The 26,472-nt window shown below is 71.8% G+C and carries 24 protein-coding genes; 17 read left to right on the top strand and 7 right to left on the bottom strand.

All coding sequences use genetic code 11. From position 1 onward, the window contains the following. The first annotated feature begins 1 nt into the window (after position 1). The 11 genes from pafA to ACZ68P_RS19050 all read left to right on the top strand — a co-directional run bounded on the left by pafA (position 2) and on the right by ACZ68P_RS19050 (position 11,767). Entirely contained in the window at positions 2-1,363 is a 1,362-nt protein-coding gene (pafA, locus tag ACZ68P_RS19000) for a Pup--protein ligase (protein WP_365719624.1), read from the top strand. Between the two features lie 142 nt (positions 1,364-1,505). After that, a complete protein-coding gene (locus ACZ68P_RS19005; protein WP_471007504.1) occupies positions 1,506-2,438 on the top strand; it encodes an FKBP-type peptidyl-prolyl cis-trans isomerase in 933 nt (310 codons plus the stop codon). Positions 2,439-2,499: 61 nt separating this feature from the next. Beyond that, entirely contained in the window at positions 2,500-2,871 is a 372-nt protein-coding gene (locus tag ACZ68P_RS19010; protein WP_471007505.1) for an FKBP-type peptidyl-prolyl cis-trans isomerase, read from the top strand. A 152-nt stretch (positions 2,872-3,023) separates the two neighbouring features. Then, positions 3,024-3,980 (top strand): helix-turn-helix transcriptional regulator, encoded by a 957-nt coding sequence (locus ACZ68P_RS19015; RefSeq protein ID WP_365719618.1) that lies wholly within the window; start codon positions 3,024-3,026, stop codon positions 3,978-3,980. 16 nt (positions 3,981-3,996) lie between these two features. Then, complete coding sequence (locus ACZ68P_RS19020; protein ID WP_471007508.1) at positions 3,997-4,953, top strand: helix-turn-helix transcriptional regulator; 957 nt, start codon at positions 3,997-3,999, stop codon at positions 4,951-4,953. A 123-nt stretch (positions 4,954-5,076) separates the two neighbouring features. Further along, on the top strand, positions 5,077-5,340 hold the full coding sequence (locus ACZ68P_RS19025) for a hypothetical protein (RefSeq protein WP_365719614.1): 264 nt from the start codon (positions 5,077-5,079) through the stop codon (positions 5,338-5,340). An 89-nt stretch (positions 5,341-5,429) separates the two neighbouring features. Then, positions 5,430-5,627, top strand: coding sequence for a hypothetical protein (locus ACZ68P_RS19030; RefSeq protein WP_471007510.1), 198 nt, complete (start codon positions 5,430-5,432; stop codon positions 5,625-5,627). A 184-nt stretch (positions 5,628-5,811) separates the two neighbouring features. Next, on the top strand, positions 5,812-6,096 hold the full coding sequence (gene tatA, locus ACZ68P_RS19035) for a Sec-independent protein translocase subunit TatA (RefSeq protein ID WP_471007512.1): 285 nt from the start codon (positions 5,812-5,814) through the stop codon (positions 6,094-6,096). Between the two features lie 101 nt (positions 6,097-6,197). Then, positions 6,198-7,100, top strand: coding sequence for a twin-arginine translocase subunit TatC (gene tatC / locus ACZ68P_RS19040; RefSeq protein WP_471007740.1), 903 nt, complete (start codon positions 6,198-6,200; stop codon positions 7,098-7,100). A 192-nt stretch (positions 7,101-7,292) separates the two neighbouring features. Beyond that, positions 7,293-10,124: a DEAD/DEAH box helicase gene (locus ACZ68P_RS19045; RefSeq protein ID WP_471007515.1), complete on the top strand. Its 2,832-nt coding sequence runs from the start codon at positions 7,293-7,295 to the stop codon at positions 10,122-10,124. 218 nt (positions 10,125-10,342) lie between these two features. Next, the gene (locus ACZ68P_RS19050; protein WP_471007517.1) at positions 10,343-11,767 is read left to right on the top strand and encodes a cytochrome P450; all 1,425 of its coding nucleotides are present in this window, start codon (positions 10,343-10,345) and stop codon (positions 11,765-11,767) included. A gap of 57 nt (positions 11,768-11,824) precedes the next feature. Here ACZ68P_RS19050 and ACZ68P_RS19055 read toward each other — a convergent pair whose 3' ends face one another. Both ACZ68P_RS19055 and ACZ68P_RS19060 read right to left on the bottom strand, forming a co-directional pair. Further along, on the bottom strand, positions 11,825-12,763 hold the full coding sequence (locus ACZ68P_RS19055; RefSeq protein ID WP_471007519.1) for an ADP-ribosylglycohydrolase family protein: 939 nt from the start codon (positions 12,761-12,763) through the stop codon (positions 11,825-11,827). A 48-nt stretch (positions 12,764-12,811) separates the two neighbouring features. After that, positions 12,812-13,720, bottom strand: coding sequence for a hypothetical protein (locus ACZ68P_RS19060; RefSeq protein ID WP_471007742.1), 909 nt, complete (start codon positions 13,718-13,720; stop codon positions 12,812-12,814). Between the two features lie 178 nt (positions 13,721-13,898). On the opposite strand from ACZ68P_RS19060, the gene ACZ68P_RS19065 reads away from it, so the two are divergent. Further along, a complete protein-coding gene (locus ACZ68P_RS19065) occupies positions 13,899-14,537 on the top strand; it encodes a MerR family transcriptional regulator (protein ID WP_471007520.1) in 639 nt (212 codons plus the stop codon). 376 nt (positions 14,538-14,913) lie between these two features. On the opposite strand, the gene ACZ68P_RS19070 is transcribed toward ACZ68P_RS19065, so the two are convergent. After that, positions 14,914-15,750 carry a siderophore-interacting protein gene (locus tag ACZ68P_RS19070; RefSeq protein ID WP_471007523.1) on the bottom strand — a complete coding sequence of 279 codons (837 nt, stop codon included), beginning with the start codon at positions 15,748-15,750 and terminating at the stop codon, positions 14,914-14,916. An 85-nt stretch (positions 15,751-15,835) separates the two neighbouring features. Next, positions 15,836-16,741 (bottom strand): 5'-3' exonuclease, encoded by a 906-nt coding sequence (locus tag ACZ68P_RS19075; RefSeq protein WP_471007744.1) that lies wholly within the window; start codon positions 16,739-16,741, stop codon positions 15,836-15,838. 469 nt (positions 16,742-17,210) lie between these two features. Between ACZ68P_RS19075 and ACZ68P_RS19080 the strand changes: the two genes are divergently transcribed. The 4 genes from ACZ68P_RS19080 to ACZ68P_RS19095 all read left to right on the top strand — a co-directional run bounded on the left by ACZ68P_RS19080 (position 17,211) and on the right by ACZ68P_RS19095 (position 21,730). Then, entirely contained in the window at positions 17,211-18,323 is a 1,113-nt protein-coding gene (locus ACZ68P_RS19080; RefSeq protein WP_471007525.1) for a quaternary amine ABC transporter ATP-binding protein, read from the top strand. Then, positions 18,316-20,127, top strand: coding sequence for an ABC transporter permease/substrate binding protein (locus ACZ68P_RS19085; protein WP_471007527.1), 1,812 nt, complete (start codon positions 18,316-18,318; stop codon positions 20,125-20,127). The genes ACZ68P_RS19080 and ACZ68P_RS19085 overlap by 8 nt, the downstream gene beginning before the upstream one ends. Before the next feature lie 170 nt (positions 20,128-20,297). Then, positions 20,298-20,849, top strand: a complete 552-nt coding sequence (locus ACZ68P_RS19090; RefSeq protein WP_471007529.1) for a helix-turn-helix domain-containing protein — start codon at positions 20,298-20,300, stop codon at positions 20,847-20,849. Next, positions 20,846-21,730 carry a helical backbone metal receptor gene (locus ACZ68P_RS19095; protein ID WP_471007531.1) on the top strand — a complete coding sequence of 295 codons (885 nt, stop codon included), beginning with the start codon at positions 20,846-20,848 and terminating at the stop codon, positions 21,728-21,730. Before ACZ68P_RS19090 ends, ACZ68P_RS19095 begins: the two co-directional genes overlap by 4 nt. On the opposite strand, the gene ACZ68P_RS19100 is transcribed toward ACZ68P_RS19095, so the two are convergent. Then, entirely contained in the window at positions 21,657-22,814 is a 1,158-nt protein-coding gene (locus tag ACZ68P_RS19100) for a TDT family transporter (protein ID WP_471007533.1), read from the bottom strand. The genes ACZ68P_RS19095 and ACZ68P_RS19100 overlap by 74 nt on opposite strands. A 70-nt stretch (positions 22,815-22,884) precedes the next feature. On the opposite strand from ACZ68P_RS19100, the gene ACZ68P_RS19105 reads away from it, so the two are divergent. Beyond that, entirely contained in the window at positions 22,885-23,835 is a 951-nt protein-coding gene (locus ACZ68P_RS19105) for a LysR family transcriptional regulator (protein ID WP_471007534.1), read from the top strand. 300 nt (positions 23,836-24,135) lie between these two features. Here ACZ68P_RS19105 and ACZ68P_RS19110 read toward each other — a convergent pair whose 3' ends face one another. Together ACZ68P_RS19110 and eat are read right to left on the bottom strand one after the other, a co-directional pair. Beyond that, positions 24,136-24,870, bottom strand: a complete 735-nt coding sequence (locus ACZ68P_RS19110) for a gamma-glutamyl-gamma-aminobutyrate hydrolase family protein (RefSeq protein WP_471007536.1) — start codon at positions 24,868-24,870, stop codon at positions 24,136-24,138. A 32-nt stretch (positions 24,871-24,902) separates the two neighbouring features. Then, positions 24,903-26,357, bottom strand: a complete 1,455-nt coding sequence (gene eat, locus ACZ68P_RS19115) for an ethanolamine permease (RefSeq protein WP_471007537.1) — start codon at positions 26,355-26,357, stop codon at positions 24,903-24,905. Positions 26,358-26,472: the final 115 nt, after the last annotated feature.

Below are 26,472 nucleotides of genomic sequence, written 5' to 3' on the forward strand. Positions count from 1 at the left end.
CATGGACCGCCGCATTTTCGGGCTGGAGAACGAGTACGGCGTCACGTGCACGTTCAGGGGACAGCGCCGACTGTCACCTGACGAAGTGGCGCGCTACCTCTTCCGCCGTGTCGTGTCATGGGGCCGCAGCAGCAATGTCTTCCTGCGGAACGGCGCCCGCCTCTACCTCGACGTGGGTTCGCATCCGGAATACGCAACACCCGAATGCGACAACGTGACCGAACTGGTCACGCACGACAAGGCCGGCGAGCGCATTCTCGAAGGCCTTCTCGTCGACGCCGAACGCCGCCTGCACGAGGAGGGAATCGCCGGCGACGTCTATCTCTTCAAGAACAACACCGACTCGGCGGGAAACTCCTACGGCTGCCACGAGAACTATCTCGTCGCCCGCCACGGAGAGTTCTCCCGGCTCGCGGACATCCTCATTCCCTTCCTGGTCACCCGGCAACTCATCTGCGGGGCCGGAAAGGTGCTGCAGACCCCGCGGGGCGCGGTCTACTGCGTCTCGCAGCGGGCCGAGCACATCTGGGAGGGCGTCAGCTCGGCCACCACCCGCTCCCGGCCGATCATCAACACCCGCGACGAGCCGCACGCGGACGCCGAGCGCTACCGCCGGCTCCACGTCATCGTCGGCGACTCGAACATGTCCGAGACGACCATGCTCCTCAAGGTGGGCGCCACAGACCTCGTGCTGCGCATGATCGAGGCCGGCACGGTCATGCGCGACCTGACGCTGGAGAACCCCATCCGGGCCATCCGCGAGGTCAGCCACGACATCACCGGCCAGCGCAAGGTCCGCCTCGCCAGTGGCCGCGAGGCCTCCGCCCTGGAGGTCCAGCGGGAGTACTACGAGAAGGCGGCGGACTTCGTCGACCGCCGGGGCATCCGCACGGGCACGGTCGCCCAGGTCCTGGAGCTGTGGGGCCGCACGCTCGACGCGATCGAGGCCGAGGACCTCGACCGTATCGGCACCGAGATCGACTGGGTCATGAAGTACAAGCTCATCGAGCGGTACCGCGCCAAGAACAACATGACCATGTCGAACCCCCGGGTCGCGCAGATAGACCTCGCGTACCACGACATCCACCGCCGCCGCGGGCTCTACTACCTTCTGGAGAAGAAGGGCCAGGCGGCGCGGATCTGCAACGACCTGAAGATCTTCGAGGGCAAGTCCGTGCCCCCGCAGACCACCAGGGCGCGGTTGCGCGGCGATTTCATCCGCCGCGCCCAGGAGCAGCGACGTGACTTCACCGTCGACTGGGTCCACCTCAAGCTCAACGACCAGGCGCAGCGCACGGTGTTGTGCAAGGACCCCTTCCGGTCGGTCGACGACCGGGTGGAGAAGCTGATCGCCGGCATGTGACCCGGCGGCGCACACGGCGTCAGGGCCCCGCACGAGGAGCGTGCGGGGCCCCGGCACGCCTGGACCGTGAGCCAGGCGGGATCCGGCGGGCACCCCCTAGAGTGTCGGGCAACTAATGTGCCGTCTGAGATCTGAGGAACACGTGCGCCGACTTGCCGGCCTACTGGTCGTACCGCTGCTGCTGCTCTCGACAGCGGCCTGCGGCAGCGACGACAAGGGCTCCGATTCCGCCTCGATGACGAACGGACTGCCCGCCATCACCGCGGGCGAGAAGTTCGGAGAGAAGCCGACCCTCGCCAAGGGGGAGGGCGAACCGCCCAAGGACCTCAAGGTCAACGTCATCAGCGAGGGCAAGGGTGCGGTCCTGAAGAAGGGCGACCAGGCCGACGTCAACTACCTCGGGCAACTGTGGGACGGCGACAAGCCGTTCGACAACAGCTTCGACCGCGGGCAGCCCTTCGCCGTGAACATCGGGGGCGGCGGTGTCATCGAGGGCTGGCAGAAGGCCCTCGACGGCCAGAAGGTCGGCAGCCGCCTGGAGGTGTCGATTCCGCCGGAGCTCGGCTACGGCGCGCAGGGCCAGGGGCAGATTCCGGCCAACGCCACGCTGGTCTTCGTCATGGACATCGTGAAGAGCAAGACCGTGCCCGTCTCGGCCAAGGGCACCGAAGTCGCGCAGGACAACGCCGACCTGCCGAAGGTGGGGACCAACACCGACGGCAAGGCCCCCTCGCTCACCGTCCCGAAGAAGCCGGCCCCCACCAAGCTGGTGTCGAACTACATCATCGAGGGCACCGGACCGGCCGTCACCGCCGCGGACACCCTGACCGTGCAGTACCAGGGCGTGCTCTGGAAGGACGGCAAGCAGTTCGACAGCAGCTACTCCCGGGGCGCGCCGGTGAGCTTCCCCCTCGCACAGGTCATCCCCGGCTGGCAGAAGGGCCTGGAGGGCAAGAAGGTCGGCAGCCGCGTGCTGCTCGTCGTCCCGCCGGACATGGCGTACGGCGACAAGGCCAACGACACCATCCCCGCCAAGTCCACGCTCGTCTTCACCGTGGACATCCTGGCCAAGTAGAGGCACCCGGGGATGTAAGACTGTCCCGTTCGCGCAGTTCATCAGTATGAGGAGCAGTTCAGTGAGCATCGAGAAGCCCGAGGTCGACTTCCCGGGTGGCGAGCCGCCGAAGGACCTTGAGATCAAGGAGATCTGGGAGGGCGACGGCCCCGAGGCGAAGGCCGGAGCCACCGTCTCCGTCCACTACGTCGGCGTCTCCTTCTCCACCGGCGAGGAGTTCGACTCCTCGTGGAACCGCGGCACCCCGCTGCAGTTCCAGCTCGGTGTCGGCCAGGTCATCCCCGGCTGGGACCAGGGCGTGCAGGGCATGAAGGTCGGCGGCCGCCGCCAGCTGATCATTCCCGCCCACCTCGCCTACGGCGACCGCGGCGCCGGCGGCAAGATCGCCCCGGGCGAGACCCTGATCTTCGTCTGTGACCTGGTCGCGGTCTGATCGGACCCGGTGTGACCGGATCCTGACCCGGAACCGATCACCACGAGGGCCCATGCCGACCGGCATGGGCCCTCGGCTTTTGCCCCGACACCCCGGGGCGGTACGGTCGGACGTCTGAGAAGTCAATCCGGCAGAAGAGGTGCAGGGCGTCGATGGCGATTGCCAAGGCCGAGCGGCTGATGAATTTGGCCCTGTGCCTGCTCGGAACCCGCCGCCCGCTGAGCAAGCGTGAGCTGCGCGGCTCCATCGAGGCCTATCTCGAAGCGGGCGGGGACGACGCCTTCAACCGGATGTTCGAGCGCGACAAGGACGATCTGCGCGAGCTCGGCCTGGTCATCGAGACCGTCGAGAACCTGGAGGGCGAGACGGGCTATCTCGCCCGCCGAGACTCCAACCGGCTCCCGCCCATCACCCTCGACGCCGAGGAGGCCGCCGCGCTCGGCCTCGCCGCCAAGGTCTGGCAGCAGGCCCGTCTCGCCGGCGCCGCCAGCGGCGCCCTGCAGAAGCTCCGCGCCGCCGGGATGCCCGAGGCGGAGGATTCGTACGACATCCAGCACAGCGCCCTGGAACCCCGCATCCCCGTCCACGAGACCGCCTTCGAGCCCCTGATGCTGGCCTGCCGTGACCGGCGGCCCGTGGTCTTCGACTACCGCAAGGCCACGGCGGCCCGCCCCGAGACGCGCCAGGTCGAACCCTGGACGCTGGAGTGCTGGCGGGGCCACTGGTACCTGGCCGGATGGGACCGCGACCGGGGCGCCGAGCGGGTCTTCCGCCTCTCCCGGATCACCGGCAAGGTCCGCTCCCGGGCCGGCGCCTTCACCGCGCCCGTGCCCGACGTCGTCACCGTCCGCGAGACGGTCGAGAGCTGGGCGGGCGAGACCGCCACCCGCTCCGCCCGGATCCGGCTGCGCACCGGCTGCGGCTATCCGCTGCGGGCCCGGGCCCAGTCCGTACGGGAAGGCGCGGACGGCTGGGACGAGCTGGAGATCCCGTACGGGCACGGCCTCGACGCCTGGCTCGTCGAGTTCGGCCCCGATGTCGTCGTACTGGAACCCGCGGACCTGCGGGCCGATGTGGTGGACCGGCTGCGCGCCGTGGCCAAGGGCTGAAGGGGAGACGTACGGCATGGCCGCGAACGCGATCGACCAGACGAGGCGGATGCTCTCCCTCGTCACCTACCTGCGGGAACGCCCCGGTGCGCACGTCGCCGACGTCGCCCGTGCCTTCGGTATCAGCGAAGACGAGCTGATCTCCGACCTCGACGTGCTGCCCATGTGCGGGACCAGCTTCCGGGGCGGCGACCTGCTGGACATCGACACCGACGGCGACCGGATCTGGTGGCACAACCCGGACGACGTGGCGGCGCCGCTGCGCCTGGCGGCCGACGAGGCCACCGCGCTCCTTGTCGCCGCGCGGGCCGTGTCCACCCTGCCCGGACTGCGCGAGAGCGACCGTGAGGCGCTGCTGCGAGCCACCGCGAAGCTGGAGGCGGCGGCCGGGGAGGCAGCGGGCGCGAGCTCGCGCCTCTCGGTGACGTTCGAATCCGAAGGCGGTGTCTTCGCGGAGGTCGACCGGGCCATCTCGGAGCGGCGGCGGCTGTGGGTGCGCTACTACTCACCCGCGCGGGACGAGCTGACCGAGCGGGAGGTCGACCCGATCCGGCTGTTCGCCGTGGGCCACACGTACATGGAGGCGTGGTGCCGGCTCTCCGAGGCGCGCCGCACCTTCCGGCTCGACCGGGTCGCCGAGATCCGGATCCTGGACGAGCACGCGGCGCCGCCGGAGCTGGAGCTGCGCGATCTCTCCGAGGGGCTGGTCCAGCCGTCCGCCGACGACCCGGAGGTCGTGGTGGAGGTCGGGCCCGGCGGCCGCTGGGTGGCGGAGTACTACCCGCACGACCGGGCCGAGGAGCTGGCCGACGGGGGGCTGCGGATCACGCTCCGCACCCCCGCCCCCGCCTCGCTGCGGCGCCTCGCGCTGCGGCTGGGGAGCGACGGACGGATCGTCTCCCCGCCCGAGCTGGCCGACAGCGCGCGGTCGGCCGCGGCGGCAGCCCTGGCCGCCTACGACGGCGTGGAGTGAGGCGCCCGCCTCCTGGGGCGGTGGGCGGGGGCCGGGAAGTGAGGGGGATGTGACATTCCCCGCGAAGTCGGCGCTGTTCCTTGCGGAGCCGATGGACGCACGAGAGCGCGGGAGTCGAGAGGGATGAGGGAAATGTCCGTGATGCACGGAATGACGGCGTCGATCGCACCGGTCCTCTTCAAGGCCGCCTGCCCCGACTGCCGCTCCCGCTGCGAACTCTCCGCGAGCGCGCTGCGGCTCGCGATCGGCGGCAGCCGCCGCACCACCTTCTACTCCTTCACCTGCCCCGAGTGCGGCAGCGCGGTCCGCAAGCCCGCGGGGGAACGGATCATCGAACTCCTCACCGGAGGCGGCGTACGAACGCTGCGCCTGCACTCCACCGTCTGACGCCCCCGCCCGCTCCGCCCACGGACCCGGCGCCCCGGCGCCCGTCCCGGCCGGCGCACCGGCACCCGTACTACCTCTAGGCTCGGCACATGTTCTGGCCCATGCTCGCCATCGCACTCGGATTCCTCGGGATCGCCGTTCTCGGCGTCCTCGGCATCAAGGTCTTCCTGGAGGTCCAGCGGCTCGGCCGCCAGGTCGCCGGCACCGCGGCGCGCATCAACCGCGCGGCGGAAGACCTCGAAAAGGCGGCCTCGGACCTGGCCCGTACCGGCGAGGCGCTGCGTTGAGGCCGTGCCGTACGCTGCACAAAGCGCCCTCGTGAGGGGGTGCGGGCCGCAATCGCGAGTATGCACAGGCATTGCCCCTCGTTTACTCCCGCGGGTTACGATCGCTGACAGCGCGGTGGCCGGACGCATGTCCGACTCGCCGGACACGCACTCCATGTCGCCTCGGTGAAGAAGGTAAACAGCTATGGGTAGGCTCGGCCCCACCGAGATCATCCTCATTCTCGTCGTCATCATCCTGCTCTTCGGCGCCAAGAAGCTTCCCGACATGGCCCGTTCGCTGGGCAAGTCGGCTCGCATCCTCAAGAGCGAGGCCAAGGCGATGAAGTCCGACGACCAGCAGAGCGCCCCCGCGGACCCGCCCCACCCCGGCGCCCCGGAGCAGGCCGCCCCGCGGACCATCCAGGCCGCGCCCGGCGACGTGACCAGCGCGCGACCGGTGACCGAGCCCACGGACACCACCAAGCGCTGACCCGGTCCGCCGCCGCCGCACCGAGCGGCGGCTGCCGCACGAGATGAGGACGTGGGTTGCCCAAGTCTGCCCGCAAGCAGGAGAAGGATCCCGAGGGCCGCATGCCCCTCGTGGAACACCTGCGTGAACTTCGCAACCGTATGGCGAAAGGCCTGCTGGCCGTCGCCGCGGTCACCGTCGTGGCCCTCGTGTACAGCGAGGACCTGATGCAGTTCCTGACGAAGTCCGTGCCCAAGTGCGCGCAGGGCACGATGGGCGACGGCGGTAACTGCGCGGTCGTCTCCTTCAACACGCTGATCGCCCCGTTCAGCACCACGATCCAGGTCAGCCTCGTCACGGGTCTCGTCGTCGCGAGCCCGGTCTGGCTGTACCAGCTGTGGGCCTTCATCGCGCCCGGCCTGCACAAGAGCGAGAAGAAGTACACGTACGCCTTCGTCGGGGCGGCGGTCCCGCTGTTCGCCGCCGGCGCCTACCTCGCGTACCTCATCCTCCCCATCAGCGTGAAGGTGCTCATCAGCCTCACGCCCGGAGGGTCCGCCAACATCCTCTCGCTCGGTGACGTCCTCGACTTCACCCTGCGCATGGTGCTCGTGTTCGGCCTCGCCTTCGAGCTGCCGCTCGTCCTGGTGATGCTCAACCTCACCGGCGTCCTCACGGGCCGGCGGATGGCCGGCTGGTGGCGCGGCGTGATCATGGGCGTCTTCGTCTTCGGCGCCATCATCACCCCCACCACGGACCCGATCGGCATGCTGGCCCTCGCGGGCCCGATCACCGTCCTGTACTTCGCCGCCGTCGGCTTCTCGCTCCTCAACGACCGGCGCCGCAAGCGGAACAACCCCGACGCCGAACTCGACGACGACGAGGCGTCAAGCCTCGACCTCACCCCCGAGGCCGTCGGAGCGGTCGAGCCCGTCGGCGCCTCGCGCGCCCTGCCCGAGCAGGCTACGGGCGAGCCGGACGGCGCCCGGGCCCACCGGCAGATCGGTTACGACGACATCACCTGACCGCGGACACACCCCCCGGACCCCGTCCCCGGGGGGACGCCCGCGCCCTGGGGAGACCGCCGAGCGGCGGCCCTCACCGCGCGTCGCGCCTCGGCGGCGCTCCGTGTCCGTGCGCCCCCGCTCCCACCTTCCTGGCACAGGTCGTTAAAGATCGCGTCACTGTCAGAGGTGGCGGGTAGGCTCGACAACAAGATGACAGAGGACCTCACACCAGCCGAAGCGTACGCAGCTGCCCGGGCCCGCAACGCCGAGCAGGCCACCGCGCTGGCCCCCTTCCGCGAGATGTACGAGTTCGGTCTGGATCCCTTCCAGATCGAGGCCTGCCAGGCCCTCGAAGCGGGCAAAGGCGTGCTCGTCGCGGCACCCACGGGCTCGGGCAAGACCATCGTCGGCGAGTTCGCCGTCCACCTCGCCCTGCTGCAAGGGCGCAAGTGCTTCTACACGACGCCCATCAAGGCGCTGTCGAACCAGAAGTACGCCGACCTCGTCAAGCGGTACGGCAACGCCAAGGTCGGCCTGCTGACCGGCGACAACAGCGTCAACGGCGATGCGCCGATCATCGTGATGACCACCGAAGTCCTCCGCAACATGCTCTACGCGGGTTCCCAGGCGCTGTCCGGGCTCGGTTACGTCGTCATGGACGAGGTCCACTACCTCTCGGACCGCTTCCGTGGCGCCGTCTGGGAGGAAGTGATCATCCACCTCCCCGAGTCCGTGACGCTCGTCTCACTCTCCGCGACCGTCTCCAACGCCGAGGAGTTCGGCGACTGGCTCGACACCGTGCGCGGCGACACCGAGGTCATCGTCTCCGAGAGCCGCCCCGTGCCGCTCTGGCAGCACGTGCTGGCCGGCCGCCGGATGTACGACCTCTTCGAGGAGGAGACCGACCACGGCGGCCGCGGAGCGTCCCGCCGCGAGGTCAATCCCGACCTGCTGCGCCTCGCCCACACCGAGAACTCCCGCACGTACAACCCGCGCGACCGGCGCCGCGGCAAGATGATCCGCGAAGCCGACCGCGAACGCGAGCGCCGTCAGCGCTCCCGCATCTGGACGCCGGGACGGCCCGAGGTCATCGAACGCCTCGACGCCGAGGGGCTCCTGCCCGCCATCACCTTCATCTTCAGCCGCGCCGGCTGCGAAGCCGCCGTCCAGCAGTGCCTCTACGCCGGCCTGCGGCTCAACGACGACGACGCCCGCCGACGCGTCCGCGAGATCGTCGAGGAGCGCACCAGCTCCATTCCCTCCGAGGACCTGCACGTCCTCGGGTACTACGAATGGCTGGAGGCCCTGGAGCGGGGCATCGCCGCCCACCACGCCGGCATGCTGCCCACGTTCAAGGAGGTCGTCGAGGAGCTCTTCGTCCGCGGCCTGGTCAAGGCGGTCTTCGCCACCGAGACCCTCGCCCTCGGCATCAACATGCCCGCCCGCTCCGTGGTCCTGGAGAAGCTGGTCAAGTGGAACGGCGAACAGCACGCCGACATCACTCCCGGTGAGTACACCCAGCTCACCGGCCGCGCCGGCCGCCGGGGCATCGACATCGAGGGCCACGCCGTCGTGCTCTGGCAGCGCGGGCTCGACCCCGGCCACCTCGCCGGCCTCGCCGGCACCCGCACGTACCCGCTGCGCTCCAGCTTCAAGCCGTCGTACAACATGGCCGTCAACCTCGTGGACCAGTTCGGCCGGCACCGCTCCCGCGAGCTGCTCGAGACGTCCTTCGCGCAGTTCCAGGCCGACCGGTCCGTCGTCGGCATCTCCCGCCAGGTGCAGAAGAACGAAGAGGGTCTCGAAGGCTACCGGGAGGGCATGACCTGCCACCTCGGGGACTTCGAGGAGTACGCACGGCTGCGCCGTGACCTCAAGGACCGCGAGACCGAACTGGCCAAGCAGGGTGCCGCGCAGCGTCGGGCCCAGGCCGCGGCCTCGCTGGAGCGCCTCAAGCCGGGCGACGTCATCCACGTCCCCACCGGCAAGTTCGCCGGGCTCGCCCTCGTCCTCGATCCGGGCATCCCCGCCGGACGCACCAACGGCCACCGCGGCTTCGAGCACCACGACGGGCCCCGCCCGCTCGTGCTCACCGCCGAGCGGCAGGTCAAGCGGCTCGCCTCGATCGACTTCCCGATCCCGGTCGAAGCCATGGAGCGGATGAGGATTCCCAAGTCCTTCAACCCGCGCTCTCCGCAGTCCCGCCGCGACCTCGCCTCTGCCCTGCGCACCAAGGCCGGGCACATCAACCCCGAGCGGCACCGCCGGGACCGCTCGCCCGCCGCCGACGACCGCGAGATCGCCCGGCTGCGTACCGAGCTGCGCGCCCACCCCTGCCACGGCTGCGACGAGCGCGAGGACCACGCCCGCTGGGCCGAGCGCTACCACCGTCTCCAGCGCGACACCCGCCAGCTGGAACGGCGCATCGAAGGCCGCACCAACACCATCGCCCGCACCTTCGACCGGATCGTCGCCCTCCTCACGGAACTCGACTATCTCCGCGGCAGCGACGTCACCGACAACGGCAAGCGGCTCGCCCGGCTCTACGGTGAGCTGGACCTGCTCGCCAGCGAGTGCCTGCGCGAAGGCGTCTGGGAAGGACTCAATCCGGCCGAACTCGCCGCCTGCGTCTCCGCCTTGGTCTACGAGGCGCGGCAGGCCGACGACGCGGTCCCGCCGAAGCTGCCCACCGGCAACGCCAAGGCCGCACTCGGCGAGATGGTGCGGATCTGGGGGCGACTCGACGCTCTCGAAGAGGAGTTCAAGATCAACCAGGCGGAGGGGGTCGGACAGCGTGAACCCGACCTCGGCTTCGCCTGGGCCGCTCACCAGTGGGCCTCCGACCGGGGACTCGACGAGGTGCTGCGCGAGGCGGAGATGCCCGCCGGCGACTTCGTCCGCTGGTGCAAGCAGGTGATCGACGTCCTCGGGCAGATCGCCGCCGCCGCGCCGAGGGACGGTGACAGCACCGTCGCCAAGAACGCACGCAAGGCCGTCGACGCGCTTCTGAGGGGCGTCGTCGCCTACAGCTCCGTGACCTGACGAAGCGCCGAACCGTCGTGCTCGTGAGGTGACGAGCCCGACGGTCCGAGGGTTACCCCAAGTCGCCTGAGAAGGCCCGTGGTCGACACCACGGGCCTTCTTCCGTACCCGGTCCAGGCCTTTGTCCACAGGCAGTTGTCCACAGGGGTGGCGGAGTGTCGGTGCTCTCCGATTCCATGGACTCACACACCGGGCAACACCAGGGGGAGGGGACGCTCGTGACCACGCAAGCCGGTCCGGCCACCGCCGACAAGGCGACCGACGGACAGAAGATCGTGCCGGGGCCGCGGGGCGTCCCGCTGCTCGGAAACCTGCCGGAATTCGGCAAGGATCCTCTCGCCTTCTTCGAGCGGCTGCGCGAGCGCGGAGACTTCGTCAGCTGGCGGTTCGGCCGGGGGCGCGCCCTCTTCATCGCCCATCCCGACACGATCGGAGAGCTCCTCACGGAGGTCGAGCGGACCTTCGACCAGCCCGACCTCGGCATCGCCTTCCGCACCCTCCTCGGTCACGGCGTGGTGGTCGCCAAGGGCGCCGACTGGCGCCGCAAGCGCTCTCTCGTCCAGCCCTCCGTGCGGCCCAGGCAGGTGCGGTCCTACGCCGAGACGATGGCCGGATGCGCGATCGACCTCGCCGACCGGTGGAGCGACGGTCAGCGGGTCGACATCAAGAGGGAGATGGCGGCCCTCACCCAGCTCATCGCGGTCCGGACCATCTTCGGCGTCGACACCGCGGCCGACGCCGAGGCGATCGGCAACGCCATGGACATCGCCCAGAAGGAGATCGGAGCCGAGTTCAGCGGCCTGGGAGCCCTGCTCCCCGACTGGGTGCCCACTCCGGGGCGGGCCCGCATCAAACGCGCCACGGCCGTCATCGACGCCGAAGTCGGCCGGGTCGTCGCCCGCCACCGCGAGGGCGACGGCGAGCGTCCCGACCTCCTCAGCCGGCTCCTCACCGCCCGGGACGAGACCGGCGCCCACCTCTCCGACGAGGAGATCCGCGACGAGACCGTCACCCTCTACATCGGCGGACACGAGACCACCAGCTCCACCCTCGTCTGGGCCTGGCAGCTCCTCTCCCAGAACCCCCGCGTCCGCCAGGCCCTCACCGAGGAGCTGGACCGGGTCCTCGGAGACCGGGAGCCCGGCTTCGACGACTACGCCCGGCTGACCTACACCCAGGCCGTCGTCAAGGAGACCCTGCGGCTCTACCCGACCATCTGGCTCCTCACCGGCATCGCCAAGGAGGGAGCGACCCTCGGAGGCATGCCGATACCCGTCGGCACGCGGGTGTGGAGCAGCCAGTGGGCCACCCACCGCGACGGCCGCTGGTTCACCGACCCGGAGGAGTTCCGCCCCGAGCGCTGGGAGGCGAACGGCGGCGAACCCGCCGAGGAGATACCGGAGTACGCCTGGTTCCCCTTCGGTGGCGGACCGCGCGTCTGCCTCGGCACCCGGTTCGCCATGGTCGAGGCCGTCCTCGTCCTCGCCGTACTGGCCCGCAGGTTCACCCTCGCCGTCGACGCGGCCGAGGTGCGGCCCGTCCCCAGCCTCACCCTCCAGCCGGACCGCGAGGTCCTCGCCACGGTCCATGCCCGTGCGGCGAGGGCCGGCGGGGACGAGGGCGAGGTCGCACCCCAGGGCTAGGTTCAGGGCGAGGGCCGGTCGCACCTCCTGCGACGGGATCGCACGGGTGGGGGAGCGTCAGCGCGCCGCTCCCGCGCGGGTGAGGGACTCGGCCAGCTCGCACAGGTCGTCGGCGGTCAGCACGCGCTCGCCGAAGCCGGGCAGCGGTACGTGGAGCGGGGTGGTCCAGCGGGTCGGGATCGCGGTGGGGCCGTGGACCGCGCCGGCGAGGAGGCCGGTGACCGCCGCCACCGTGTCGGTGTCGCCGCCGAGGTCGATCGCGCGGGCGAGCGCCGCCTCGAACGACGTGGTCGTGCGCAGGGCCCAGACCGCCGACGCGAGGCAGGGCCACACGGCGCCGTTGAACTCCGTGGCGTCGTCCGGGTGCCAGTGGGGGGCGAGGACACGCGACCAGCGCTCCCGGTGGGCGGGGGCGACCGAAGCGAGGGTGGCGGGCAGGGCGGTGAGCGGGTCCTCGCCGAGGAGGGCGACGCGGACGAGTTCGTGGAGAACGGCCGTGCCCTCCCACGCCGCACCGTCGCCATGGGTGAGGGCGGCGAGGTGCCGGGCCGCGTCCATGGTGGCCGCGCGTCCCGCGGCGGCGAAGTAGACCGCGGAGGTCGAGGCCCGCATCAGGGATCCGTTGCCCGCCGCGCGGCCGTTGACCTGGAAGTGGAGCGCGGCGGCCGTGTCCCAGGGACGTCCGCTCGTGAGGACGTCCTCGGTCTGGAGCCCGATGTCCTTGGGTTCGGCCGCCGCCCATCTGCGGAAGCGGCCGAACACATCGGGAAGGTCGAGGCCGCCCCGGTCGAGGAGCGACTCTCCGACGAGGACGGCCATCTGCGTGTCGTCGGTGGCCTCGCCCGGGTCCCAGCCACCGCCTCCGCACATCGTGCCGACTCCGTCGGGGAAGCGTTCGCGGAAGACTCCCGGCAGCCCGAACTCGAAGGGAGCGCCCAGCCCGTCCCCGACGGCGGAGCCCAGGACGGCCCCCACGGCCCGGTCGATGGTGCGCATGGGGTCAGCCTAGGCGACCGCCTCGTGGACACCCCGGGAGCCGAGGCCTCATACCCGTGTCGCGAACTCCTGGTCGGGGAGGGGCGATGCGGGGCGAAAAGGGGTGCGCAGGGCCAGGGCGGTCGCGCCCGCCGTGAGGAGGGCGATCGTGGCCGCGGCGACGAGCGTCGGGGCGTCGGCAGTGAGCAGGGGGCGGCCGCTCAGGGCCTGCCAGGTGACGAGGGCGAACACCGCCGCGTAGGAACCCGAGGCCACGAGCGTCAGCCGGATTCGCACCCGGTCGTCGCGGAGCCGGGCGAAGCGCGGGGCGAGCGCCACGAGGACGAGGAGGAGCAGGGGAAGGACCTGGAGGGCGTGCATGCCGAAGAAGTGGGCGATGCGCAGATCACCGCCGGTCGTCGACCAGCCGGTCACCGCCATCGACGGACCGCCGTCAGGGACGCCGACGCTGTGGGCGCCGATGATCCCGGCGTCGTCATCGGCCGCGAGCTGTTCAGGGGTGGGACGGACCATCAGGAAACCGACGGCCGCGCCCGCGAGGGCGAGGAGCGAGCCGAGGCGTACGGACCAGGCGGTCGCGCGGTCGAGGATCCGGGCCCGCAGGAGGAGGGCGGCGATCACCAGTGCGGCGAGCCAGAGGACGACGACGGTGAGGCCCATCGCCTGGAAGACGGCGGCGTCGAAAGCCGTCTCGTTGTTGAAGTGGCTCTGCCTGCCGCGGACCACCTGGAGGGTGATGAGGACCATCTCGACGGCGCTCGCCGCTGCCACGACCGTGCCTGCCCACCAGCCGGCCCGGCGGGCGCGGGGGAGCAAGGTGAGCATCCAGGCGAGGGTCATGCAGTACGCGACGAAGGAGACCGCGAATTTGAACGGCTTGTACCAGATGGGCGCCCCGACGAGGACGCGGTCATCGAGGAGCAGACCGCCGGCGGAGACGAACGCCAGCGCCACCATGGAGGCGGAGAACCAGACGAGCGGGCGGTGCAGGTCGCGCAGGCGTGGCATCGGTAAGGACATGGCTGACCCCCGTCAGAGTATAGATAGTGGCACTCGCCACTATCTGATAGTGCCACTATCTATGATGGAAGTGTGGCCTGCAAGGCCGTGGTGACATGGGAAAGGTGAACGCGCTGTGCGGATCGGCGAGTTGAGTCGCAGGACCGGAGTGTCGGTGCCGACGATCAAGTACTACGTACGGGAAGGGCTGCTGCCGGCAGGGCAGTTGACGAGCCCGAACCAGGCGTCGTACGACGAGGCGCACGAAGGGCGGATCCGCCTGATCCGGGCGCTTCTGGAGGTCGGGGGGCTCTCGGTCGCGGCGATCCGCGAGGTGATGACCGCCATCGACGACCGGGAGCGACCGGTCCACAGCGTGCTGGGCGCCGCGGCGGACCGTCTGGTGCCCCGCTACGACCAGGAGCCGGGTGCCGGCGTCATCGAGGCGCGGAAGGTGGTGGCCGAGCTGGTCGAGCGGCGCGGTTGGCGCCCGGAGGCGGGCGGGGGCCCGGCGGGCGAGGCGCTGGCGGTGGCGCTCGCGGCGCTGGACGAGGTGGGCCACGGGGCGTTCGTCGAGCTGCTCGACACCTACGCCGAGGCGGCGGAAGAGGTCGCGCGGGCGGATCTGGGATACGTCACGCGCGGCGGTGTGGCGCGGGAAGAGCTGGTGGAGGGCGTGGTGGTGGGGACCGTGCTCGGGGACGCGATGTTCGCGGCGCTACGGCGGATGGCCCATGTGGACGCCTCAGGACGCGCGTTCGGCGAGGGACGGTAAGAGGGGGTGTTGAGCGGGGGGCGTGAGGAGCGGCCCCCACCCTGGGAAGGAAGCGCCCCCAGGGGGTCTCAGCTGCTGGTTCCGCCTCGGTCGTGAGCGCGCCCCTGGCGCCCCGGCTCCGCAGCCTCGCACGAGAGTGCAAGGCTGCGGCGGTGTCCTCGCTGCGGGGCCGTTCCGCGGTGGCGCTGCCCTCCGCCCGGGGGGCAATGCCCCAGAGCTGCCCCCGCCCAGGGTGGCGATGTCCCCAGGTCGCCCCCTCACCCGGGGGCTGGTGCCCCCCTGTCGCACCCGCCGCGCCCCCAGCGGTGCCCATGGGCGCGGCGGGTGGCGGGGAGGTGGGCCGGCCGAGGACCGGGCGTGGGCGGGGGTGTGGCGGTCAGGATTCCTGTTCGCGCTCCACCTGATCGTTCCAGTCGCGCTTGATCGCGCGCCAGGCCTCGTCCGTCTTGCCCAGGCGCCAGTAGCCCGAGATCGAGAGCCGCTCGCGCGGGATGCCGCGGTCCAGACGCAGATGGCGACGGAGTTCCTTCACGAAGCCCGCCTCGCCGTGCACGAAGGCGTGGACGTCGCCGGCCGGGAAGTCCAGGCCGCGCACGGCGTCCAGGAGGGCCTCGCCCGTCGGCCGGTCGCCGCGGTGGATCCAGGTCACCTCCACCCCCGCCGCCGTGGCGAACTTCTGCTCCTCCGCCGCGTCCGCGACCTCGAGGAACGCGTGCACCGTCGCCCCCTCCGGGAGACGCTCGAGCGCCACGGCGACCGCCGGCAGCGCGCTCTCGTCACCCACGAGGAGGTGCCAGTCGGCGGCGGTATCCGGGGCGTACCCGCCGCCCGGCCCGAGGAAGCGCATGAGGTCCCCGGCCTGCGCCCGCGCGGCCCACGGTCCGGCCAGACCCTCGTCGCCGTGGACCACGAAGTCGACGGTCAGCTCGCGCTGGGCCGGGTCCCAACTCCGGACCGTGTACGTCCGGGTGGTGGGCCACTGCTCGCGCGGGAACTCCGCGCGGACGCGGTCCATGTCGAACGGCTCGGGATAGCTCATGCCCTCGGGGGCGAACAGCAGCTTCACATAGTGATCGGTGTACTCCCCGATCTCGAAGGCGTCGAGGCCCGCCCCGCCCAGCACCACCCGCACCATGTGCGGAGTGATCCGCTCCGTGCGCACGACCCGCGCCTCGTGGGCCTTCGGTCCCTTGCGCGCCGGCTGCTCTGCCACGACGTCTCCCTGGCTTCGGTGAACTGAGGTGAACTTAGGTTTACCTAAGCTAGCACCCCTCGGGGACTCCGCCCAGAATCCGCCGTCACCGCTCCAGCACCGTGAGCAGTCGGCCCACCGCGCCGCCCAGTCCCCATCGGGCCACGAGCGCCTCCAGGGCGGCCGCGTCCCGAGGCGCCTTCGGCAGGGCAGGGACGAAGTCGGGCAGCGGTACGTCACCGGCGACCCGGACGACCGTCGGAGCCACGTCCAGATACGCCGCCGCCTCCACGATCCCCCGCCGCTTGGCCGGAGTCAGCTTCGACGTGCGGTCGACGGCGGCCGCGCGGACGCCCGCCAGATCGCCGTACTCCGTGATCAGCTGGGCGGCCGTCTTCTCGCCGATCCCCTTCACGCCGGGCAGGCCGTCGCTGGCGTCTCCGCGCAGTGCCGCGAAGTCGGCATACTGACCGGGGCGCACCCCGTACTTCGTGCGGATCATCTCGTCGTCGACCAGATCGCAGTCGCCGACACCCTTGCGCGGGTACAGCACCCGCACCCCACGCTCGTCGTCGACGAGCTGGAAGAGGTCGCGGTCGCCGGTCACGATGTCCACCGGGCCCTTCGCCCGCCCGGCCAGCGTGCCGATGACGTCGTCCGCCTCGTAACCCGCCGACCCGACGCGGGCGATGCCCAGCGCGTCGAGCACCGCCTCGATCACCGGCACCTGCGGCGAGAGCGTGTCGGGGATCTCCTCCTCGTCCGGGCCCGTCTCCGTCTCCACGGCCACCCGGTGCGCCTTGTAGGAGGGAATGAGGTCCACCCGCCACTGCGGCCGCCAGTCGGCGTCCCAGCACGCCACGAGCTCGTCGGGACGGTGGTCCTGGACGAGGCGGCCGATGAAGTCGAGCAGGCCGCGCACGGCGTTGACCGGGGTGCCGTCGGGGGCCCGGACGGAGTCCGGCACGCCGAAGTAGGCGCGGAAGTAGAGGGAGGCGGTGTCCAGGAGCATCAGGCGTGGCGTCACACCCCGATCATGCCGCACCCCACCGACATCGACCCGCCTGGCGAGCGCCTCGTCCTGCCGCCGTCCCCCTCACGAAGGGACCGAGCCCTCGCCCCAGCCCCGTCCGCCACGACGCACCCCCCGTCGACTGCTTCCCACCGACCGCCCCCCGCCCACCCCCCACCGGCAGCCCCCGCGCCGCCACGCCGTCCGCTCCTCATGGCGCCGACCTGCGTGGACCCTCCCCGTCGGCCCCTCGCCGTGACGCCTGTCACCTTCGTGTTTGGCCCTTTGGCCCCCGGGCAGGTGCGGGCCCGGAGCGGACCCGGTACGGGATTCAACGATCGAATCCCGTGCGCAGGGAGACGCGGGCCGAAACCGCCTCGCTCCACGGCCCGGCTGCGGGGTGGGGGTTCCGGTTCCCAGGACGGAGTCCTAGGGGAGGGCCGTTTTCGTTGCTACACGTGAGGTATATGTGTCCAGGCTCCAGGCCGACCACCTGTACAAGGTGTTCGGCAGACGACCCGATGAATCCGTCCGGAAGCTCGCCGACGGCGCCGACCGCGACGAACTGCGCGCGGACGGCACGACGGCTGCCGTGATCGACGCCTCCTTCGTCGTCGAGCCGGGCCAGATCTTCGTCGTGATGGGTCTGTCCGGATCCGGCAAGTCGACCTTGCTGCGCATGCTCAACGGTCTGCTGGAGCCCACGGCCGGCCGCGTCCTGTTCGACGGCAAGGACCTCACCGCGCTGAGCCCCCGCGACCTGCGCGCCGTGCGGTCCACCAAGATCAGCATGGTCTTCCAGCACTTCGCGCTCTTCCCGCACCGCAGTGTCCTGGAGAACGCCGCCTACGGCCTGGAGGTGCAGGGCGTCCCGCGCGCCGAGCGCCTGGCCCGCGCCGGCGAGGCGCTCGAGCTGTGCGGGCTCGCCGGCTGGGAGGACTCCTGGCCCGACGAGCTCTCCGGCGGTATGCAGCAGCGCGTCGGCCTCGCCCGCGCGCTCGCCACCGACGCCGACCTGCTCCTCATGGACGAGTCCTTCAGCGCCCTCGACCCGCTGATCCGCCGCGACATGCAGGACCAGCTCCTCGAACTGCAGAAGCGGCTGAAGAAGACCATCGTCTTCATCACCCACGACCTCAACGAGGCCATGCGCCTCGGCGACCGGATCGCGGTGATGCGGGACGGCCGGATCGTCCAGCTCGGCACCGCCGAGGACATCCTGATCCGCCCGTCCAACGACTACGTCGCCTCCTTCATCCAGGACGTCGACCGCTCCCGCGTACTCACGGCCGCCGCCGTGATGACCGAGCCCGAGCCGGCGGGAACCGGCGCCTCCGGATCCGGCCGCGCCGCGGCCGACGCCTGCGGCTGCGAGACCGTCGGTCCCGACACCCTCGTCGCCGACCTGTGCGCCGTCAGCGCCCGCGTCCCCCACCCGGTGGCGGTCAAGGACGCCGACGGCACCGTCCTCGGCGTCGTACCGCAGTCCCGTCTCATTGGTTTCATCGGCGACGAGCAGAGGCCCCCCACCGCCTGCGACGCCCCGGGAACCGGCACCAAGGAGGTGCCCGCGCATGCCTAGGCTCCCCCTCGGCCAGTGGGTCGACAGCGCCGTCGACTGGCTCCAGGTCCAGCTCTCCTGGCTCTTCGACGCCATCAGCACCGCCGTCACCGGCCTCTACGACGGGATCGACGCGGTCCTCTCCGCGCCCGAACCGCTGCTCTTCGCCGGCATCCTCGCCGTCGTCGCCTGGTGGCTGCGCGGCCTCACCGCCGGTGTGCTCGCCTTCGCCGGCTTCGCGCTCGTGGACTCCATCGAGCTGTGGGACGACGCCATGTCGACCCTCTCCCTGGTCCTCGTCGCCACCCTCGTCACCCTCGTGATCGCCGTCCCGCTCGGCATCTGGGCGGCCCGCTCCCAGACCGTCAGCGCCGTGCTCCGCCCGGTCCTGGACTTCATGCAGACCATGCCGGCGATGGTCTACCTCATCCCCGGCATCATCTTCTTCGGCGTCGGCGTGGTCCCCGGCATCATCGCCACCATCGTCTTCGCCCTCCCGCCGGGCGTACGGATGACCGAACTCGGCATCCGCCAGGTCGACGGCGAACTCGTCGAGGCCGCCGAGGCCTTCGGCACCAGCCCGCGCGCCACCCTGCTGCGGGTGCAGCTGCCGCTCGCCCTGCCCACGATCATGGCCGGCGTCAACCAGGTGATCATGCTGGGCCTGTCGATGGTCGTCATCGCGGGCATGGTCGGCGGCGGCGGGCTCGGCGGCGCCGTCTACCGCGCCATCGGCAACGTCGACATCGGCCTCGGCTTCGAGGCGGGCATCTCCATCGTCATCCTCGCCATGTACCTGGACCGGATCACCGGCGCGCTCGGCCGTCAGGTCTCGCCGCTCGGCCGCCGGGCGCTGGCCAAGGCCCGTGCCGCGGTCGCCTCCCGGGCCGGCGCGAAGATCTGGAGCCACCGCCCGCAGCCCGTGACCGCGCTCGTCGGCGTGGTCGTCCTCGCGCTCGTCGCCGGCGGCATGGGATTCCTCGGCGCCGGCGGCTCGACGGCCCCCACCGCCGACGGCGGCAAGAACGTCGGCCAGGGCGAGAAGATCAGCCTCGGCTACATCCCCTGGGACGAGGGCATCGCCTCCACCTTCCTCTGGAAGGAACTGCTCGAACGGCGCGGCTTCGAGGTCGAGACCAAGCAGCTGGAGGCCGGCGCGCTCTACACCGGCCTCGCCGGCGGTCAGATCGACTTCCAGACCGACGCCTGGCTCCCCGTCACCCACGCCCAGTACTGGGAGAAGTACCGCGACAAGCTGGAGGACCTCGGCTCCTGGTACGGACCCACCTCCCTTGAGCTCTCCGTGCCGTCCTACATGAAGGACGTCAACACCCTGGACGACCTGAAGGGCAAGGCGGGGCAGTTCAAGGGCCGGATCGTGGGCATCGAGCCGAGCGCCGGAATGATGGGCATCCTCAAGGACAAGGTGCTGAACGACTACGGCCTCGCGGGGGAGTACAAGGTCCTCGACGGCTCGACCCCCGGCATGCTGTCCGAGCTGAAGCGGGCGTACGACAAGAAGGAACCCGTCGCCGTCACGCTCTGGTCGCCGCACTGGGCGTACTCGACCTACGACCTCAAGAAGCTGAAGGACCCCAAGGGCAGCTGGGGCAAGGGTGACGGTGTCCACACCCTCGCCCGCAAGGGCTTCGCCTCCGACAATCCCGAGGTCGGGGCCTGGCTGAAGAACTTCAAGCTGACCGAGAAGCAGCTCACGGATCTCGAAGCCGTCATCCAGAAGACCGGCAAGGGCAAGGAGCAGGACGCCGTCCGGGGCTGGCTGGAGAAGAACCCCGGCCTCGCGGAGAAGCTGACCCCGCAGTAAGGGTCACCGGGGCACGATGTCCGACTGCTGTCCGAAAAGGGGTGGTCGCCGAGCGTATTCGGCGGCCACCCCTTTTCGCCACGACGCGAAACCCCGCGCCAAAGCTGCGTAAGGTGCAGGTAACCGACCAGTACGCGGTACGAGCCCGAGCCACGAGGGAGGGAGCCGGCATGGACGACAAGGAATCACTTCGCGTGGGCGCGGCCGTCAAGAGGCGCCGCAGAGCACTGCAGCTCACCCTCGCCGTCGTCGCCTCCCGCAGCGGCCTGTCCGTGCCCTTCCTCAGCCAGGTCGAGAACGAGCGGGCCCGCCCCAGCACGCGCTCCCTCCAGCTCGTCGCGGAGGCCCTGGACACCACGGCCGGCGAACTGCTCGCCGCCGCCGAGGCCGCCCGTACCGTCGACATCGTCCGCTCCCACGAGGCGCCCGGCGACCTGCCCCCCGGCGTACGCACCGTGGTGCGGGGCCGGCACCAGCTGCACGCCCTGGAGTTCACCGGCGAGCAGGACGCGGGGCGTGAATTCCTGCACCGCAACGACGAGTTGCTGTACGTCGCCGACGGCGCCGCCGAGGTCGAGGCCGAAGGCCGCGCGTACCGCCTCGAGCGCGGCGACACCCTCTACCTCTCCGGTGGCGTCCGGCACCGGTGGCGCGCCACCGAGCCCGGCACCCGCCTGCTCGTCGTCGCCGTCGCCGAGCACATCGAGGCCAGCGACGCATGAGCGCGGCCGTGCCGCGGGAGGTGCGGAGAGTCGTCTCCCTGGTGCCCTCGCTGACCGAGGCCGTCGCCGTCACCGCCCCCGGCCTCCTGGTCGGCGCCACCGACTGGTGCACGCACCCGGCCGGCCTCGACGTCGTACGCGTCGGCGGGACCAAGAACCCGGACGTCCCGGCCATCGCCGCCCTCCGCCCCGACCTCGTGATCGCCAACGAGGAGGAGAACCGGACCCCCGACCTGGCGGCCCTGCGCGCCGCCGGGCTCGACGTCCTGGTGACCGAGATCCGCAACCTCGACCAGGCGTTCGTCGAACTGGACCGGGTGCTGCGGGCCTGCGGTGTGGCCACGCGCCCCCGCTGGCTGGACGAGGCCCAGGCGGCGTGGGCCGCCGTGGAACCCGCCGGGGCAGATGTGCCGGCCGCGGACCCCATCGACCTACCGACCGGGGACCCCGCGGGGCTCGACGTACCGGCCGTCGGCCCCGCCGAGCCCGCCCCGGCGGCTGCCGCGGCGGCGGTCGGGGGCCGGGGAGCGACGGTCGGGCACGGCCCGGCCGCCGTCGTGCCGATCTGGCGACGCCCCTGGATGGTCCTCGGCCGGGACACGTTCGCCGGAGACCTGCTCGCCCGGCTCGGGATCCGCCAGCTGTACGCCGATCACGCCGAGCGCTATCCCCGCGTCCCCCTCGACGAGCTGTGTGCCGCGGGGGCCGACCTGGTCGTCCTGCCCGACGAGCCGTACCGCTTCACGCCCGACGACGGGCCCGAGGCCTTTCCGGGGATCCCCGCCGCGCTCGTCAGCGGACGTCACCTCACGTGGTACGGACCCTCGCTCGCCGAGGCGCCGGCCGTGCTGGGCCGGGCCCTGCGAGCAGCGCGCCGCTGACCAGCCCGCGCAGGGTGTGCCGGGCCGCCACCAGCCAGGCCGCGACGAGACAGGCGTACAGCCCGACCGCGAGCCAGCGGAAGACGTCGAGTCCGGTGTGCAACGCCAGGCCCTCCGCTCCCGTCACGCACGTACCGACGGGGAAGGTGAACGCCCACCAGGTCAGGGCGAACCCCATGCCCTGCCGCCGCGCCCGCAGCACCAGCGCCCCGGCGAGGGCCAGCCACAGCAGAGCGAAGCCCATGACGGGCACGCCGTAGAGGACGGCGAAAGCGCCGAAGCCGTGGGCGTAGGCGGGGGGCAGCACGCCCGGGGCCGTGTCGGCGAACGTGTTCGCGGCGGTCGTGGACTGGCCCAGCGGGCCGAGGACCAGGAAGAGGGTGGGGGTGAGCGCCAGGGGCGGCGGACCGGCGGTGACCAGCCGGCCGAAGACCAGCGGCAGCATGACGAGGGTGGCGAGCAGGCTGATGCCGAACATCGCGTAGCAGGCGATCAGCAGTGTCTGACGGGGCTGTCCCTCCGGCAGGTGCGGCAGCAGCAGCGGGCCGAGCGCCGCGGAGACCATCGGCGCGACGACCGGCAGCAGCCACACCGGGGAGGCGGCCTCGATCCGGTGGTGCACCACCATCAGGTACGGGATCGCCACGGCGGCGGCCAGCCCGATCGCGCTGCCCGCGGTGAACAGGACGGTGTCGATCGCGAGGGCCGCGCGGAGCCCGATCCAGTCCCGGCCGAGGAGCATCGTGCCGCCGCCGACCGCCAGCAGGGCCATCGACAGACAGCCGTAGAAGGGGGCCACGGCCGGATCCAGCAGATGCCCCTTGGCCCGGTCGCGATGGTGGATCCAGTGCAGGGCGCGGGCCGTGAGCAGGGTCAGGAGAAGGACGAAGGAGAGCGCCCAGACGGCCGTGCAGACGGTGCGGAGTCCGGGGACGCGCACCGGGAGGCTCGCTCCCGCCGTGGCGACGGCGGCGGTGCCCATCACCGAGGCGTACCAGTTGGGGCCGAGGTGACGGACCGAGGCCGCCCGCACGCCGGGGGTGGTGGCGAGGGGGGCCGGACGGGAGGGTGCGAGTGTTGCCATGCCCCCACCGTCGTCCGGCCGGACCGGCCCCACCAGGGATCATGGGCCTATGACGCCATAAGCTGGCTTTATGACCGGTCAGATGAGCAGCGCGAGCGGCGATCACCCGCACGGGGGCGGTGCCCCCCTGTCCCACCGGGTTCCGGACCTCGGCGCGCTCGAACTCCTGCTGGCCGTCGCGCGGCACGGGAGCCTCGGGCGGGCGGCCCGCGAGGTCGGGATCACCCAGCCCGCGGCGAGCAGCCGGATCCGGTCGATGGAGCGCCAGCTCGGCGTGGCCTTGGTGGACCGTTCGCCGCGCGGCTCACGGCTCACGGACGCCGGCGCCCTGGTGACGGACTGGGCCCGGCGGATCGTGGAGGCCGCCGAGGCCTTCGACGCGGGCGCCCAGGCGCTGCGCGGGCGGCGTGACTCGCGGCTGCGGGTCGCCGCGTCGATGACGATCGCCGAGTACCTGCTGCCGGGCTGGCTGATCGCGCTGCGCGCCGGACGCCCGGACACGGCCGTGTCCCTGATGGCGGGGAACTCGGCGGTGGTCGCCGAGAAGCTCCTCGCCGACGAGGCGGACCTCGGGTTCGTGGAAGGGCTCGCCGTGCCCGACGGTCTGGACGGGGCGGTCGTCGCCCACGACCGGCTCGCCGTGGTCGCCGCCCCCTCCCACCCGTGGGCCCGCCGCCGCAGGCCGCTCGATCCCGCCGAGCTGGCCGCCACCCCGCTGATCCTGCGCGAACGCGGCTCGGGGACCCGCCAGGTCCTCGACTCGGCGCTCTCCGCCCACGGCGGCCTCGCCCAGCCGCTCATGGAGCTGGCCTCCACCACCGCCGTGAAGGCGGCGGCGGTCAGCGGCGCGGGCCCCGCGGTCCTCAGCGAACTCGCGGTCGCCGAGGAGCTGGCCTCCCGCCGCCTGGTCGCGATCCCGGTCGCCGGGGTCCTCCTCCGTCGCGACCTCCGCGCGGTCTGGCCCACGGGCCACCGCCCCACGGGCCCGGCGCGGGACCTGCTCTCCCTGACGCAGGGATAGCGGGGAGGCTGCGAGGCGAGAGGTCATGGTCGGCCTCGGGACGCCCGTGGCGTGGGGCCAGGGCCGGTGGCTCGGGCCCCGCGGCCGCTGAGATGGGATCCGGTGGTCAGGGCTGCTTCCGCTCGTCGCGGGGCCGGCGGCGTGGGCCCCGGGGCCCGCTGGACCGGGCCGGTGGCCGGGGCTCCCTGCGCTCGTCGCAGGGCCGGTGGCTCGGGCCCCGCGCCGCTGGGATCAGGTCCGGTGGCCGGGGCCGCCGCCCCTCGGAGCGCGACCGAGGCGCCGCCTCCCGGCCGCGCCGCCTCAGGCGCCCGCCGCGTGGGCCAGGGCCGGTGCGTCGGTCCTCTCCGCCGCGATGTCGGACGACGCCGCCCGGATCAGGCCCTCCATGACCCGCAGGTCCTCGCCCATCTCTGGATGCCACTGCACGCCCAGCGCCCAGACCGGCTCGGTCAGCTCCACCGCCTCGACCGTGCCGTCCTCCGCGTACGCCGAGGCGGTCAGGCCCCGGCCGAGGCGGTCCACCGCCTGGTGGTGGTAGGTCGGTACGGACGCCGGCTCCGGCACCAGGGAGGCGTACAGCGTCCCCGGGACCGGCTCGACCGTGTGGAGGCCGATCACGCCGACCGACTCCACATGCCCGTCGAGGTGCTGCACCAGCGTGCCGCCGAGGGCCACGTTCAGCAGCTGCATGCCCCGGCAGATGCCCAGCAGCGGTGTCCCCGAGGCGAGCGCCGCCTCCACCAGGGCCAGCTCCCACGCGTCCCTCGCCCGGGCCGGCGGTCCGGTGCGCGGATCGGGCGCGGCCCCGTACCGTACGGGCTCCACGTCGGCGCCGCCCGCCACCACCAGGCCGTCGAGCCGCGCCACCACTCCCGCCGCGGCGGACGGATCGTCCGGCGGGAGCATCACCGCGAGGCCGCCGCTCGCCTGGACCAGGCGTGGGTACCGCGCGGGAAGCAGCGCGGCGGGCATGTCCCACACCCCCCAGCGGGCCTGGTCCAGATAGGTCGTCACACCGATGAGCGGCTTGGTCATGGGGGAGCCTCCAGGAGGAAGTACGGGGGGAGTCAGTCGCGTTCGAGCTCGGCCTCGGCCGCCGCCAGCGCCGCGAACTCCTCCTCCGGCGCCTTGGCCACCAGATGGTGCCGACTGTAGAAGGCGAAATAGGCGAGGGCGATCACATACACCCCGAGGGCGATAAAGGCAGCGTCCTTGTCGACCAGGAACGTCGCCACCAGCGCCGACAGGGCGAGCACCAGCGCCACCGACGAGGTCACGACACCGCCAGGGGTCCGGTACGGCCGGTGCAGGTCGGGCTCCCGGCGGCGCAGCACGATGTGCGACAGTGCCATGAGGGCGTACGAGATGGTGGCGCCGAACACCGCGATGTTCAGCATCCGCGCTCCGTTCCCGGTGCCCGCCGCGAGCGCGAAGCCGATCGCGCCCGGGATGAGCAGCCCCAGGTAGGGCGACTTGCGGCGGCTGGTCAGCGAGAGGAAGCGGGGCAGGTAGCCGGCCCTGGAGAGAGCGAAGAGCTGCCGGGAACCGGCGTAGATGAGGGAGAAGAAGGAGGCCACGAGCCCCGCGAGCCCGGCGTAGTTCACGAACCGGCTGAGCGCCGTCGGCTCCCCGTCGCCCTGGAGCGCCACCACGAGCGGGTTGCCCGCCTCCTGGATGGCGGCCGAGCCGCGGGCCCCCGTCGCGGCGAAGAAGGTCACCACGGCGAGGAGCACCAGGACGCCCATCGAGATCGCCAGCGCCCTCGGCATCGAACGGACCGGGTCCTTGGCCTCCTCGGCGGCGAGCGGTACGCCTTCCACGCCCAGGAAGAACCACATGCCGAAGGGGAACGCCGCCCAGATCCCGAGGAGTCCGAAGGGCAGCCAGGAGTTGGCGCCGAACGCCTCGCCGTCGACCGGGATGTCGTCGAGCCCGGCGACGTGGAAGTCGCTCAGCGCGCCGAGTGCGAAGACCACGAGCGCCGCGACCGCGATCGCCGTCACGATCAGGCTGAACCGCAGCGCCTCGCCCACGCCCCACAGGTGGATCCCGATGAAGATCGCGAAGCACGCGAGGTAGACGGGCCAGCCCGACTCGAGGCCGAAGAGGCCCAGCGACTCGACGTAGTCGCCGATGAAGATGGAGATGGCGGCGGGGGCGAGGATGTACTCGATCAGGATCGCGGTGCCGGTGAGGAAGCCGCCCCAGGTGCCCAGAGCGCGGCGCGCGAAGCCGTAACCGCCGCCCGCCGTGGGCAGGATGGCGGAGAGCTCGGCGAGCGCGAAGACGAGACAGGCGTACATCGCGCCCATCAGCACGGTGGCGACGGCCAGTCCGCCGAAACCGCCCTTGGAGAGGCCGATGTTCCAGCCGGAGAAGTCACCGGAGACGACATAGGCGACGCCGAGTCCGGTGAGCAGCAGCCAGCCGGCGCTGCCGCGCCGCAGGGCGCGGCGTTCGAGATAGTCGTCGGGGGCGGTCGTGGCCCCGGTCGTGTCCCCGGTGGTGTCTTCGAGCGTCATGGCAGCGTCAGCTCCCCGCAGCGGGCCCAATGGATTGGCCCCATACCTTTGCGCCGGGTCGGCGGGAACGCAACCCCCGTGCGTTACTTTCGCGTTACGGGGGCTGCCGCCGCGG

It is taken from the genome of Streptomyces sp. NPDC036822, assembly GCF_055609145.1.

What these genes read in the sequence shown, in the direction of transcription:
- ACZ68P_RS19075 (WP_471007744.1), bottom strand. Translation starts at nt 16,741, where the DNA reads ATGCTCCTGGACACCGCCTCCCTCTACTTCCGCGCCTACTTCGGCGTG.
- ACZ68P_RS19095 (WP_471007531.1), top strand. Translation starts at nt 20,846, where the DNA reads ATGAGCGCGGCCGTGCCGCGGGAGGTGCGGAGAGTCGTCTCCCTGGTG.
- eat (WP_471007537.1), bottom strand. Translation starts at nt 26,357, where the DNA reads ATGACGCTCGAAGACACCACCGGGGACACGACCGGGGCCACGACCGCC.
- ACZ68P_RS19015 (WP_365719618.1), top strand. Translation starts at nt 3,024, where the DNA reads ATGGCGATTGCCAAGGCCGAGCGGCTGATGAATTTGGCCCTGTGCCTG.
- pafA (WP_365719624.1), top strand. Translation starts at nt 2, where the DNA reads ATGGACCGCCGCATTTTCGGGCTGGAGAACGAGTACGGCGTCACGTGC.
- ACZ68P_RS19100 (WP_471007533.1), bottom strand. Translation starts at nt 22,814, where the DNA reads ATGGCAACACTCGCACCCTCCCGTCCGGCCCCCCTCGCCACCACCCCC.
- ACZ68P_RS19020 (WP_471007508.1), top strand. Translation starts at nt 3,997, where the DNA reads ATGGCCGCGAACGCGATCGACCAGACGAGGCGGATGCTCTCCCTCGTC.
- ACZ68P_RS19085 (WP_471007527.1), top strand. Translation starts at nt 18,316, where the DNA reads ATGCCTAGGCTCCCCCTCGGCCAGTGGGTCGACAGCGCCGTCGACTGG.
- ACZ68P_RS19110 (WP_471007536.1), bottom strand. Translation starts at nt 24,870, where the DNA reads ATGACCAAGCCGCTCATCGGTGTGACGACCTATCTGGACCAGGCCCGC.
- ACZ68P_RS19060 (WP_471007742.1), bottom strand. Translation starts at nt 13,720, where the DNA reads ATGGTGGCGCTGGCGTTCGTCTCCGCCGGCGGTCTGCTCCTCGATGAC.
- tatC (WP_471007740.1), top strand. Translation starts at nt 6,198, where the DNA reads ATGCCCCTCGTGGAACACCTGCGTGAACTTCGCAACCGTATGGCGAAA.
- ACZ68P_RS19030 (WP_471007510.1), top strand. Translation starts at nt 5,430, where the DNA reads ATGTTCTGGCCCATGCTCGCCATCGCACTCGGATTCCTCGGGATCGCC.
- ACZ68P_RS19025 (WP_365719614.1), top strand. Translation starts at nt 5,077, where the DNA reads ATGAGGGAAATGTCCGTGATGCACGGAATGACGGCGTCGATCGCACCG.
- ACZ68P_RS19090 (WP_471007529.1), top strand. Translation starts at nt 20,298, where the DNA reads ATGGACGACAAGGAATCACTTCGCGTGGGCGCGGCCGTCAAGAGGCGC.
- ACZ68P_RS19055 (WP_471007519.1), bottom strand. Translation starts at nt 12,763, where the DNA reads ATGCGCACCATCGACCGGGCCGTGGGGGCCGTCCTGGGCTCCGCCGTC.
- ACZ68P_RS19045 (WP_471007515.1), top strand. Translation starts at nt 7,293, where the DNA reads ATGACAGAGGACCTCACACCAGCCGAAGCGTACGCAGCTGCCCGGGCC.
- ACZ68P_RS19105 (WP_471007534.1), top strand. Translation starts at nt 22,885, where the DNA reads ATGACCGGTCAGATGAGCAGCGCGAGCGGCGATCACCCGCACGGGGGC.
- tatA (WP_471007512.1), top strand. Translation starts at nt 5,812, where the DNA reads ATGGGTAGGCTCGGCCCCACCGAGATCATCCTCATTCTCGTCGTCATC.